The following is a 12,328-nucleotide window of genomic DNA, read 5'->3' on the forward strand; positions in this document are numbered from 1 at the left end:
GGCTAACCCGCTGTTTTGACTCTACCATCCCTGTAGCGTATCGCGGTAAATCATAACGACCGCGCTGCGGCAAGTCGAGCGCATCACTGGCATTTTGCGATCCGGCAGCACGTATCGCCGCATAACCGCGATAAACGCAGGGTAAAAAAAACCGCGCGTCAGGCTCGCCCACGCGCGGTTTTTCGATATTCTGGTGCGAATTAAGCCTGGCCGTTGCCGCCCTGGCCCATCGCGCCCATTTTCTTCAGATCTTTGTCGATGAAGAACAGGCCTTTGCCGCTGGTGCCCACCAGCGCCAGCTTATCCAGCACGGATTTGAACAGTTTCTCTTCTTCGTGCTGCTCCGCCACGTACCACTGCAGGAAGTTGAAGGTGGAATAATCGTGTGCGGTCATGGCGGCGTGCGCCAGTTCGTTGATCTGACGGGTGATCAGCTGTTCGTGTTCGTAGGTCTGCTGGAACACGTCCGCCAGCGATTCGAACGCCACCGGCGGCGCGGCGATGCTGCCCAGCAGCGGCAAAGAGCCGGTGTCGCTCAGGTAGTCGAACAGGCGTTGCATATGCTGCATCTCTTCCTGAGAGTGCTCTTTAAGAAATGCGGCGGCGCCTTCAAAGCCTTTATCGCTGCACCATGCGCTCATTTGCAGGTACAGGTTGGCGGAGTAGAACTCCAGATTCAGTTGCTCATTCAGCTTTTGAGTCATTTCTTGCGTCAGCATAATGATTCCTTTTATTTTGCAGGTCATGAATTTAATTTCCGCGCATTATGCCCTGCTGCCGTAAAAATAAAAACACCTTATTTACACCCGATCAATATTAATTATTTACTTGATTAAAATCAAATACATAAAAACATATTCAGATTCGCGCTAATTATTATGATAATTATTCCCATCTTTTATTTTAATCAAAAAGCGAATCATTCTTATTTAAAAGAATAAATAGATTGCATTACTCTTTGGAAAATATCGTCCGCCGCGGCGGCGCTACGGGCTTGCCAAGCGTCGCCGGGTGGATTACCTTCTGCGCAGGTTCAATGCGGCAAAGTAAGTAAGGAGCATAGCGTGGGTTATAATCTGGCCGAGCTGTCCAAAGAAGAGATGGACAGGGTGAACGTGGATCTCGCCGCCTCTGGCGTGGCGTACAAAGAGCGCTACAACATGCCGGTGATCCCGGAAGTGGTGGAGCGCGAGCAGCCGGAACCGCTGCGCGACTATTTTCGCGAGCGTGTGGCGCACTACCGCGCGGAATCCCACAAGTTTTCGCGCCTGCCGTACGAGCCGAAGGCCAAATAACAAAACCCGCCGTTACGGCGGGTTTTTTGCGTCACTTGCCGGCGAACCGGTCGGTGGCGATCATCAGCTGGTGCAAGATGCCCGGCTCGTCATACGAATGCCCCGCCCCTTCCACGATATGCAATTCCGCTTCCGGCCAGGCCTTGGCCAGATCCCAGGCGTTCTGCACCTGGCAGGCCATATCATAGCGGCCGTGGACGATCACCGCCGGGATATGGCGGATCAGCGGCACGTTGCGCAGCAGCTGGTCATCGCTCTCCAGGAAGCCCAGATGGGTGAAATAGTGGTTTTCAATGCGGGCGAACGCCAGCGCGAAATCATCCTCGCCGAACGAAGCGGATTCGCGGCTCGGCAACAGCGTGACCGTCTCCCCTTCCCACACGCTCCACAGCTTGGCCGCTTCAAGTTGCACCTGCGGATCGGCCGAGGTCAGCCGCTGCCGGTAGGCGGCGATCACATCTTTACGCTCTTCATCCGACAGAATGGACAGCACGCGCTCCCATTTGTCCGGGAAGAAGCGTGACGCACCGTCCTGGTAATACCAATGCAGCTCCTGCTTGCGCAGGGTGAAGATGCCGCGCAGCACCATTTCACTGACGCGCTCCGGGTGGGTCTGCGCATAGGCGAGCGCCAGCGTCGACCCCCAGGAACCGCCAAACACCAGCCATTGATCGACGCCGGCCATTTCGCGCAGCCGCTCGATATCGGCCACCAAATGCCAGGTGGTGTTGTTGTCCAGGCTGGCGTGCGGACGGGAGCGGCCACAGCCGCGCTGATCGAACAGCAGCACCTTGTAGCGTTCGGGATCGAACAACTGGCGATGATGCGGAGAAATGCCGCCGCCCGGCCCGCCGTGAATGAAGACCGCCGGCTTACCGTTCGGGTTGCCGCTCAGCTCCCAGTAGATCCGGTGGCCATCCCCAGTGTCCAGCCAACCGCTGTCGTATGCCGCTAACGGCGGGTACAAACCTCGTAATTGTTCCATGGCGCTTTCCGTCTCTCTGTGAGTCATGCTTTCATCAAAGCGGAACCCGCCCGGCAGGTCAACGGTAAAACCCGAAAACTAGAACGCGCGCCGAGAACTCGGCGCGCGTTTGCTCAAAATCACAACGACCTGCCTGCAAAATGCCCACAGGCCCTATCGGTTGAGGGGCGCATTCGCCCCCCGGGAACTCAGTTAGCCACCTTTGCGCATATGCGGCTCGCGCATCTCCTGCGCGGTTTTCGCCTCGATGCTCAGTTCCGCCGTCGGGCGCAGCAGCAGGCGCGCCAGCCCGATAGGTTCGCCGGTTTCCCGGCAGTAGCCGTACTCGCCGTTCTGCAACCTTGCCAGCGCCGCATCGATTTTCGGCAGCAGGCGGCTTTCGCGATCCAACTGGCGGAACAGCAGGCGCAGATCCTCTTCGCGCGCCGCCTTGTCGGCTTCATCGCCCGTCGCTTCACCGCCGTCGATCTCTTTTTTCAGCTCATCGATGTGCAGCAGCAGCTTTTGCCGCTCATCTTGCAGCAGCTGGCGGAAAAACGCCCGTTGAACCGAGTTCATATAATCAGAATCCGGCATGGCCAGCAGTTGCTGCGCATCCGGTAACGTCATGACTGTCATTGCGCTCTCCCAACACCAAAAGTGTAACATTATAACATAATATTTATTTTTAGCACCCGGTCATCCAAAAACAAAATTTCACGCACAAACAGCCGGTTAAACACAATTCGCACTTTGTCGCTTGCATCCTGCCGACTTTAGGCGGTTAATGGCTGAGCAAGCCACCCAATCATAGGTAACGAGAGGCCATCATGAGTAAGGGAATGGATAGCAAAAAGAATGCGAAGAAGAAGCCGTTGAAAACCCCAGCTGAGAAACGTGCGGAGAAACGCGCCAAAAAAGCGCATCCGTCTGGTGAGTAAGCGCCCTTCCATCCGTCATTAAACCCGCCAAGGCGGGTTTTTTATTGCCTCACAGGAGAGATGGCCGATGTCCTGCCTCACCCTTGCCGCCGCCCAATACCCCACTGCGGCGGCCAATATCGCCTGCAACCTTGAACGTCACCTTGAATTCGTTGCGCAGGCAGCAGATCAGCAGGTACAACTGTTGGTGTTTCCCGAACTGTCGCTAAGCGGCTATGAGTTGACCGATGCTGCCGAACTGGCGCTCACGTTGGGCGATCCCCATCTGCAACCACTCAGTGCGGCGGCACAATCGCGGCAGATGACAATCATCGTCGGCGCGCCTTTACGCAGTGGCACGGCATTGCATATCGCCGCCTTAATCTTTCGCCCCAACGGCGCATTGAGTAGCTATACCAAACAGCATCTGCACGGCGCGGAACAGCAATACTTCTCGCCCGGTGAGGGCGGCTCGTTGCTGGAACTCCATCACCACAACATCGCACTGGCTATCTGTGCCGATACTTCGGAGCCCGGCCACGCAAGCGCCGCCGCGCTGGCGGGTGCGCACATTTATGCCGCTGGCGTGTTGGTATCTGAAGCCGGCTACGCGAAAGACAGCGCCGCGCTGGCAGGCTATGCCCGACGTTATGGCATGGTCACGCTGATGGCCAACCATGCGGCACCGACCGGTGGCTGGATCCCGGCAGGCCGCAGCGCCATCTGGGATAACACGGGAGAGCTCCTGGTTGCCGCGCCGGATGACACTCCTGGGCTGATCATCGCCGACAAGACTTCCGACGGTTGGCACGGCCGCTTGTGCCAGTTAAGCTGAGGCCTGACGGCAACGCGGAGGAAAGCATGACGTTACGCGTAATAGATACCGAGACCTGCGGGCTGGACGGCGGCGTGGTGGAAGTGGCCTCCCTCGATCTGCTCGACGGCCAATTGACCAACCCGATGAGCGATCTGGTCAGCCCGGATCGCCCCATCAGCCTCGACGCGATGGCGATTCATCACATCACCGAACAAATGGTGGAAGGCAAACCGCGCATTGCGGTGGCGATCGGCCGCTATCAGGGCAGCCCCTACTATGTGGCGCACAACGCCGCTTTCGATCGCGGCGTGCTGCCGGAGATGAACGGCGCCTGGATCTGCACGCTCAAACTAGCGCGCACGCTGTATCCGGACATCAAGTACGGCAACCAATATCTGCGCTACGCGCTGAACCTGGACGTGCAGCTACCAGCAGACGCCACGCTGTACCCACACCGCGCGCTGTACGACTGCTACGTCACCGCCGCGCTGCTGCAACGCATCATCAAGGATTCGGGCTGGACGCCGGAGCAAATGGTGCAGATCACCGAACAACCGGTGCTGCTGAAGAAGTTCAAATTCGGCAAGTATCGCGGACAGGAGATCGATCGCATCGCCCAGGAAGATCCCGGCTATCTGCGCTGGATGCTGAAATCCATCGACGATCTGAGCCCGGACATGAAACACACGCTGAAATACTATCTGATTGGCTAACATGGCGGGCGGCGCAGGCCGCCCGCCGAATGTCGTTACTCCGCCAGCGCCAGAATGAAGGCGTACTCCAGCGCAATATCCTCATAGGCCTTGAAGCGCCCGGACTTGCCGCCGTGGCCGGCATCCATGTCGGTATACAGCAGCAGCTGCCGATCGTCGGTTTTCAGCTCACGCAGCTTGGCCACCCACTTGGCCGGCTCCCAATACTGCACCTGCGAATCGTGCAGGCCGGTGGTCACCAGCAGATGCGGGTATGCCTGCGCCTTCACCTGATCGTACGGGCTGTACTGCTTGATGTAGTCATAATAGGCCTGCTCGTTCGGGTTGCCCCACTCGTCGTATTCGCCGGTGGTCAGCGGGATCGACTCATCCAGCATGGTGGTCACCACGTCGACGAACGGCACCTGCGCCACCACGCCGTGGAACAGCTGAGGCGCCTGGTTGATCACCGCGCCCATCAGCAGGCCGCCGGCGCTGCCGCCCATGGCGAACACCCGCTTGCCGTCGCCGTACCCCTGGGCGACCAGCGTTTCGGTCACGTCGATAAAATCGTTGAAGGTGTTCTGCTTGTTGAACAGCTTGCCGTCTTCATACCACAGCTGCCCCAGTTCGCCGCCGCCGCGAATGTGCGCCAGCGCGAACACGAAACCGCGATCGAGCAGGCTCAGGCGGCTGGCGCTGAACGCCGGATCCATGCTGCTGCCGTAGGAGCCGTAGCCGTACACCATCAACGGGTTGGCGCCGCGCTGGAAGCTGTCCTGGCGATACACCAGCGAGACCGGCACCTCGACGCCGTCGCGTGCCTTCACCCAGACTCGCTCGCTGCGGTAGTTTTCCGGCGTGAAGTTCTTCACTTCCTGCTGTTTGAGCATCGTCCGCTCGCCGCTGTCCATATTCAGCTCGTACAGCGTGGTCGGGGTGGTCATCGACGAATATCCGTAACGCAGCAGCGCGGTTTCCGGATCCGGGTTGTACGCCAGCCAGGTGGTGTAAGTCGGATCGTCGAAGGCGATGCGCTTCTCTTCGCCAGTCTGCCAGTGGATCTGGCGCAGCAGCGTCAGGCCGGCGCTGCGCTCCTCCACCACCAGCCAGTCGCGGAACAGGCTAAAGCCCTCCAGCATCACGTCGGCGCGCGGGGCGATCAGCGTCTGCCACTGCGCTTCGTCCGCCTGTTCGCTTTGGTACAGGCCGAAGTTCTTGCCGTCCTTGTTGGAGCGGATGTAGAAATGCTGGTGATAGTGATCAATGGCGTATTCGTGATCCTTGCGGCGCGGCACGAACAGCTGCGGCTTGGCGTCCGCACGGTCGGCGTCCAGCAGCAGGATCTCCGAGGTGGTGGTGCTGCTCAGGTGGATCAGGATAAAGCGCTCAGAGGTGGTCTTCTCCAGCCCGACGTAGAAGGTATCGTCCAGCTCTTCGTAAATCAGCTCGTCCTGCTGCGGATCGCTGCCCACCACGTGGCGATAAACCTGATACGGCAACAGCGTCTTGGCGTGCTTGCGCACGTAGTACACCGTCGAGGAGTCGTTGGCCCATTCGAAGCTGCCGGAGGTGTTCTCCAGCACTTCGTCCGCCCAACTGCCGTCGGCCAGGTTCTTGAAGCGAATATCATACTGGCGGCGCGACAGGAAATCCTCCGCCACCCCCAGCCGCTGGTTGTCGGGGCTGACGTCCAGCCCGCCCAGGGTGTAAAACTCGTGATTCTCGGCGCGCTGGTTGCCGTCGATAAGCACCTCCCAGCGCTCGCTCTCGGCCTGCGGTTGGCGCACGGAAATCGCGTATTCATTGCCCGGCTCATAGCGCGTCTGATAGCGATAGCCGTGGCGCACGTAAGGCACCGAATGTTCCTGCTGCGGAATACGCGCCACCATCTCTTCGTACAGGGTTTCGCGCAGCGCCTGCTGCGGCTTCAGCATCGCATCGGTGTAGGCGTTCTCCGCCTGCAGGTAGTCCAGCACCTGGCGGTCTGCGCGCTCGTCGTCGCGCAGCCAGTAGTAGTCATCCACGCGCGTGTCGCCGTGGATGGTGATGGGATAAGGGCGTTTTTCCGCTTTCGGTGGGGTCATCATTGCTAAATCATCCGCTTACATAGATTGCGGCAAGAGTGACACGATTCCCCCCGGCTTGCCAAGCGGCGCTACGCCAGCTCGCGCTTTTTCTCGTTGACGTCGCTCTCGATGCCCTGCTTGACGTCCGCCGGGATCTTCAGCGCCTGCGCCAGCGCGTCGAGGTAGCCGCGCTCCATAAAGTGATCGACGTCGATCACCAGGCAGCTCAGATAGTAAACCTCCAGCGCCTCGTCTTCGTTTTGCACGCTGCGGGCGATCAATTCCGGGTTGAGCGGCTGCTCGATCGCTTCCTGCACCCAGCCCTGCGCCTCTTCCCCCACCTGCAGCTGCGCCAGGCTGTGATCGATGGCGCGCTGCTCGTCGGCATCGATATGGCCGTCGCTCTTGGCGGCGAACACCAGCGCCTGCACCAGGCGTTTGGCGCGCAGATCCACCGGCGTGGTTTGCAGGCCGAACTGCGGTTCGTCCTGATGGGTCTCTTTCACCCGCTGCTTATACTTGTTCCACAGCACCGCGCCCACCGCCGCGCTGCCGCCGATAATCAGCGCATTCTTGCCGAACTTGCCCACCAGCTTGCGCGAGGACTTGTTGGCCAACAGCACGCCGACCAAGCCGCCCAGCGCCGTCGGCGCCAGCAGCTTGCCGATGCCTTCCGCCCCGCCCATCGCGCCGGCCTTCTGCCCGATCAACGTTTGAATCTGCTGCATCCAGTTACTTTTCATCATCTGCCCCTTGCGTGAAAAAGCGCGGCGCGCAGGCGCGGCCGAGCCGACGGTAAACCGCCAGATTAAGGGATCTTTTGTCAATTTACGTCTGGGGGATGCAAACCTGTGTTTAGCGGGCCGGGCGGCCCGCCTGGGTAAGCTGCGGCGTTACGCTTCTTCGTCGCCCGCTTCGTCGTCCTGCTCGTACTCCGCCAGCTCGTCGCGCATCGCCTGGATGGCGTCGCGGGTCATCAGCGCCAGCGTGCGGTAAAAACCGGTGGTGGCGTGGGCTTCCACTTTGCCGAGGAAGCGGCCGCACCACGGCAGCAGGAACTCGTCGAACAGGGCGATCTGCGCCTGCGCTTCATCTTCCTGCGATTGATCTTCCAGCCAGGACGCCGCCAGCAGCAGCTGGCCGAAATGATCGGCCGGCGCCTCCGCCAGCGGCATGCCGCGCTGCTGCAGGAAGGTGCGCACATCCGCTTCGCTGGCGCCTTCGACGTAGTCGGAGCGGAACGGCGACACGCTGCATTCGCTGCCGACGAACATCGCGTTGAAGTCGGTCGCCAGCTGGTTGACGTCGCAGCCCTGCTGCAGGCGCTTCAACAGATCATCCTGCTCCAGCGGCCAGTGCTGCTGCAGCTTGCCCTCTTTGATCAGCGCGAACAACGGCACCAGCAGCGGATCCTGCGGCTGGCGGTAGAACAGCGTACCCAGCACGCGGCAGACAATGGAAAACTCATTCATGATAATGCCTTATACAATACGGAAAATTTTGCCGGGACGATGTCACAAATCGGCCAATTCCGCAATCGCCGGCTTGCCGCGCCGCTCGAGAAAGTCCAGCAACCGGCGCGGGCTGACGTTGAGAATACGCGCCTGCGGGAAGCCCACCTCTTCGATAATGCGCTCGCAGTGCTCAAAGTTACCCAGCGAAAAGGCGACGTGCGAATCCGAGCCCAGCGCCAGCCAGCCGCCGGCATCGCGCACCGCGGCGGCGATCGCCCGGCAGTTGGCCTCGCTGCCCTTGCGGGAGTGGGTGAACGACGAGTTATTCAGCTCCAGCGCCACCTCGTATTTGGCCGCCGCCGCCGCAACGGCGGGAATGTCGATCGGGTAGCGCGGGTTGCCGGGGTGGCTGATGATATGCACGTCCCCCTGCGCCATCGCGGCGATCATCGCTTCAGTATTGGACGCTTTATCCTGCGGCGCAAACACCGGCTCATGGAAACCGGCGATGATGACGTCGGTGGCGGTCAACATCGGGCCGGTGCAGTCGATGTCGCCCTGCAGGTTTTTGATGTTGGCTTCGATGCCGCGCAAAATGCCCACGCCGTTCACCAGGCGCGGCCACACGTGCATGTTCATAAAGTGCCAGTAGTGCGGCGCATCGGCCATGTCCGGGCCGTGATCGGTGATGGCGAACAGCTTGATGCCCTTCTGCTGGGCTTCGGCGATGTAATCGTGCAGCGTGCTGTAAGCGTGGGTGCTGGCGACGGTGTGCATATGCAAATCAACGGGGTACATTGTTTCTCCTTCCAGAGGGCCCGCCCGCAAAGGCACGGGCAGGCGCGATGACGATAACAGCTTATCAGCTACCGAACGGCGGCAGAAGGATCAGTACCCCCGTTGCCTGTCGACCACGCCGGCCGGGGCATGCCCCGCCTCCAGCGCGCGGATGTTGGCGGCGATCTGATCCATCGCCTGCTGCGGCAACGTGATGGCAGCAATATGCGGGGTAATGGTGACACGCGGATGACGCCAGAACGGGTGATCCTGCGGCAGCGGCTCGCGGGCGAACACGTCCAGCGTGGCGGCGGCCAGCTGCCCCTGCTCCAGCGCCGCCAGCAGATCGGCTTCCACCAGGTGCGCGCCGCGCGCGATGTTGATGAGATAGGCGCCCGAACTCAGCTGCGCGAACAGCTCGCGGTTGAGGATGCCGACGGTCTCCGGCGTATTGGGCAGCAGGTTGATCAGCAATTTGACGCCGTCGAGGAAAGCGGCGCGCTGCGCCTCCCCGGCGAAGCTTTGCACGCCATCGATCTGTTTGGCGCTGCGGCTCCAGCAGCGCACGCTGAAACCAAACTCGGTCAGCTTGCGCGCCACGCTCTGCCCCAGCACGCCGGCGCCGAGAATACCGATGGTGAAATCATCCAGCGAGTGCGGATCGAGCGGCTGCCACTCCTGCCGCTGCTGCAGCGCCTGATACTCGTCGAAACGGCGGAAATAGCGCAGCACATAGCTCAGCGCGTATTCCTGCATCTGCTGCGCCATGCCGGTATCCTCCAGCCGCAGCAGCGGCACGCCGGCAGGCAGCGTGCCGGGGTGTTTGCGCTCCTGATCGAGGATCGCGTCAACGCCGGCGCCGAGGGCGAACACCGCTTTCAGATCGCGGCGGTTGGCCAGCATCTCGTGCGGCGGGCGCCACACCAGCGCGTAATCGGCCGGCCGCTCGTCGCCGCGCTGCCATTCGCGGATCTCGGCCTGCGGCAGGCGTTGCTTGATGCCGGCCAGCCATTCCTGGGCGTTAAACAAGGGGTGGTAATAAATGATGTTCATACTGCGGGCTCCCGTTTGTTTTTATTGGTTTACCTCCAGCCTTCCGTGATTCGCCGCCGGATGCAAGCGTTAAAGCCCAAAATAAAAACAGCCCCGACCAGTGGGGCTGTTGTGCATGTTAGCCAATCAGGCGGCAGACGGGCCGTCGCGCCGGATAAGGCGCCGCAGCAGCGGAATGAGAATCAGCATCGCCACGCCGACGCCCGTCGCCCCCCAACCCAGCGCGCTGAAGATTTCGCTGTAGCCGGGGTTGGTCTGCAGCGGCGTGCTGCCGCTGTTTTCCGGCATCAGGCCGGAGACGTAGCCCGCCAGCACCGAGGCGACGCCGGTCACCATCATCCAGCAGCCCATCATCACGCCCTGATAGCGCGGCGGCGCCAACTTGCCGATCATGGCGTAGCCGATCGGCGAGATCATCAATTCACCGACGCTTTGCAGCACATAGCTGATGACGATCCATTTAAACGCCACCAGCCCATCGCCGCCCGCCATGCTGATGCCCAGCGGCAGCACCAGCATGCCGAGCCCGATACAGAACAGCGATCCGGAGAACTGCAGCGGAATGTCGATGTTGCAACCGCGAGCGCGCAAGCGGTTGAACCACCAGGCCAGCAGCGGGCCGCCCACCACGATCACCAGCGTGTTGATGTTCTGGATCCACTGCGGCGCCACCTGAATGCCGTAAACGTTCAGGTTGATGTTGTGCTCGGAGAACAGCATCAGCCCCATCGGCGCCAGCTGGTACAGCGCCCAGAACACCAGCGAGCCCAGCGCCAGGATCAGATAGGCCGCCATTCTGCGGCGCTCATCGCGCGGATGATGGCGCAGCGTCACCACGCACAGCATCAGGAAGATCAGCGCGCCGAGCACGATCACGAAGTGGCCGCTGAACTCGGCGTGGGTCAGCATCACGCGGATGATCGGCACCAGCGCCACCAGCACCGCCAGCCCGACCAGCATGCGCCAACGGTATTGGCTGCGGCTGGCGTCGCGCAGCGGGGTATTGAGATCCGCCAGAATGCGCCAGCGGCAGACGGCGACGACGATCGCCGCGGCGTTGCCCAGCGTGGCGAACAGGAACAGCGCGCGGTAGTTTTCCGTCAGTTGGAAATACCCGGCGACGGTAAAGCCGACGAAGAACCCGAGGTTCATGCCGGCATAGTTCCACAGGAACGCCGATTCGCGCCGATCATCGTCCGGCTTGAAACGCTGGGTGAGCATCATATTGATGCAGGTAACGTTGAGGCCGCTGCCGGTCAGGAACATCGCCAGCCCCCAGTACAGCCCCCACACGCCCGCGACGGCGATCAGCGCGCAGCCGATCACCTGCAGCACCATGCCGAGCACGAACAGATTGCGGTTGCTGAGGAAACGGCCGCCGAGGTAGCCGCCGAACATGTGCAGGCCATAGTTGAAGGCACCGAACACGCCCATCATGGCGTTGGCGCTGCTTTCGTTGAAGCCCAATCGCTTGGTGGCGTACAGCACCAGCGTGGAGTAGAGCACGGCGAAGCCCAGCGTGGCGAAGATTTGGATGAAGAACAGCGCCCCCGCACCGGGGGGAATGGCATGGCGCGCTTGCGGCGCCGGTATGGCATCTGAAGGAGTCACAACGAACCTCTACTGCATTATTATGTAATGAGTCTGTCCCTGTCTGCGATATCGCCGGCCTGTCACCCGGCAATCTGCGCGGCGACGTGATGTTCCTTGCCAAAAACGCCGCGCCGACATGATTCCATTTAGCGACACATCTGACTAATAATCCAGTATTAATGCATATAACAGCAAACAACCCAACCTCAATGGCGATATATTGAGCTACCTGTACAGAAAAAGTTCAAGCGATCGTCTTTCATGGATTCTTACCGCTGCCTGCCCTGCCCGCTGGCGGCCGCGAGTGGGAATATCGTTCGGTAAATCAGCAAATTGCTGCAAGTTTGGCTAAACAGTCATGAGAATGAAATAAGAGGGTTGACGCTGAGATCAGATTCTCCTACATTAGCGCCCGTCGACAGCGCAAAGCGTTTTCGACAACAAAACGGTGAGGTGTCTGAGTGGCTGAAGGAGCACGCCTGGAAAGTGTGTATACGCGAAAGTGTATCGAGGGTTCGAACCCCTCTCTCACCGCCAAATTCAAAGAGAAAGCCTGGATTCGCGTCCAGGCTTTTTTTTGCATGGTGCACCGCCGAGAGGGGCGAGAAGCCTCGACAGGGTTCGACAAAACGCCTGCGTTTTGGACCGTGTAAGCATCCCGGCTTCAGTTCCACGCACTTTTTGAGAGTTCCGC

12 protein-coding genes and 1 tRNA gene are annotated in these 12,328 nt (G+C 60.4%); 4 read left to right on the plus strand and 9 right to left on the minus strand.

Annotated features, from left to right (window positions below):
• Nucleotides 1-200: 200 nt before the first annotated feature.
• The gene (gene ftnA / locus ACF8MC_RS06420) at nucleotides 201-719 is read right to left on the minus strand and encodes a non-heme ferritin (protein ID WP_025302449.1); all 519 of its coding nucleotides are present in this window, start codon (nucleotides 717-719) and stop codon (nucleotides 201-203) included.
• Between the two features lie 345 nt (nucleotides 720-1,064).
• On the opposite strand from ftnA, the gene ACF8MC_RS06425 reads away from it, so the two are divergent.
• A complete protein-coding gene (locus ACF8MC_RS06425; RefSeq protein WP_033642715.1) occupies nucleotides 1,065-1,295 on the plus strand; it encodes a DNA polymerase III subunit theta in 231 nt (76 codons plus the stop codon).
• A gap of 31 nt (nucleotides 1,296-1,326) precedes the next feature.
• Here ACF8MC_RS06425 and pip read toward each other — a convergent pair whose 3' ends face one another.
• Nucleotides 1,327-2,280, minus strand: coding sequence for a prolyl aminopeptidase (pip, locus tag ACF8MC_RS06430; RefSeq protein WP_033646426.1), 954 nt, complete (start codon nucleotides 2,278-2,280; stop codon nucleotides 1,327-1,329).
• 192 nt (nucleotides 2,281-2,472) lie between these two features.
• Entirely contained in the window at nucleotides 2,473-2,898 is a 426-nt protein-coding gene (dksA, locus tag ACF8MC_RS06435; RefSeq protein WP_033653830.1) for an RNA polymerase-binding protein DksA, read from the minus strand.
• Between the two features lie 369 nt (nucleotides 2,899-3,267).
• Here dksA and ACF8MC_RS06440 point away from each other — a divergent pair, with 369 nt between their 5' ends.
• Together ACF8MC_RS06440 and exoX are read left to right on the plus strand one after the other, a co-directional pair.
• A complete protein-coding gene (locus ACF8MC_RS06440) occupies nucleotides 3,268-4,014 on the plus strand; it encodes a carbon-nitrogen hydrolase family protein (RefSeq protein WP_164105808.1) in 747 nt (248 codons plus the stop codon).
• Between the two features lie 26 nt (nucleotides 4,015-4,040).
• On the plus strand, nucleotides 4,041-4,709 hold the full coding sequence (gene exoX / locus ACF8MC_RS06445; protein WP_004928833.1) for an exodeoxyribonuclease X: 669 nt from the start codon (nucleotides 4,041-4,043) through the stop codon (nucleotides 4,707-4,709).
• A gap of 35 nt (nucleotides 4,710-4,744) precedes the next feature.
• On the opposite strand, the gene ACF8MC_RS06450 is transcribed toward exoX, so the two are convergent.
• The 6 genes from ACF8MC_RS06450 to ACF8MC_RS06475 form a co-directional block, all read right to left on the minus strand.
• On the minus strand, nucleotides 4,745-6,778 hold the full coding sequence (locus ACF8MC_RS06450; protein WP_033646427.1) for a S9 family peptidase: 2,034 nt from the start codon (nucleotides 6,776-6,778) through the stop codon (nucleotides 4,745-4,747).
• Nucleotides 6,779-6,846: 68 nt separating this feature from the next.
• A complete protein-coding gene (locus ACF8MC_RS06455) occupies nucleotides 6,847-7,500 on the minus strand; it encodes a tellurite resistance TerB family protein (protein ID WP_033638740.1) in 654 nt (217 codons plus the stop codon).
• A 150-nt stretch (nucleotides 7,501-7,650) separates the two neighbouring features.
• Nucleotides 7,651-8,229 carry a molecular chaperone gene (locus ACF8MC_RS06460; RefSeq protein WP_033646428.1) on the minus strand — a complete coding sequence of 193 codons (579 nt, stop codon included), beginning with the start codon at nucleotides 8,227-8,229 and terminating at the stop codon, nucleotides 7,651-7,653.
• A gap of 42 nt (nucleotides 8,230-8,271) precedes the next feature.
• Nucleotides 8,272-9,009: a phosphatase gene (locus tag ACF8MC_RS06465; protein WP_033638063.1), complete on the minus strand. Its 738-nt coding sequence runs from the start codon at nucleotides 9,007-9,009 to the stop codon at nucleotides 8,272-8,274.
• A 90-nt stretch (nucleotides 9,010-9,099) separates the two neighbouring features.
• A complete protein-coding gene (gene ghrA / locus ACF8MC_RS06470; RefSeq protein ID WP_033646429.1) occupies nucleotides 9,100-10,041 on the minus strand; it encodes a glyoxylate/hydroxypyruvate reductase GhrA in 942 nt (313 codons plus the stop codon).
• Between the two features lie 126 nt (nucleotides 10,042-10,167).
• Complete coding sequence (locus ACF8MC_RS06475) at nucleotides 10,168-11,634, minus strand: peptide MFS transporter (protein ID WP_039567114.1); 1,467 nt, start codon at nucleotides 11,632-11,634, stop codon at nucleotides 10,168-10,170.
• Between the two features lie 447 nt (nucleotides 11,635-12,081).
• On the opposite strand from ACF8MC_RS06475, the gene ACF8MC_RS06480 reads away from it, so the two are divergent.
• A tRNA-Ser gene (locus ACF8MC_RS06480) sits at nucleotides 12,082-12,171 on the plus strand.
• The last annotated feature ends 157 nt before the right edge of the window (nucleotides 12,172-12,328 follow it).

Source organism: Serratia sp. LACPHL-BACT-2024-00286 (genome assembly GCF_043109535.1).
Lineage (GTDB): Bacteria > Pseudomonadota > Gammaproteobacteria > Enterobacterales > Enterobacteriaceae > Serratia > Serratia sarumanii.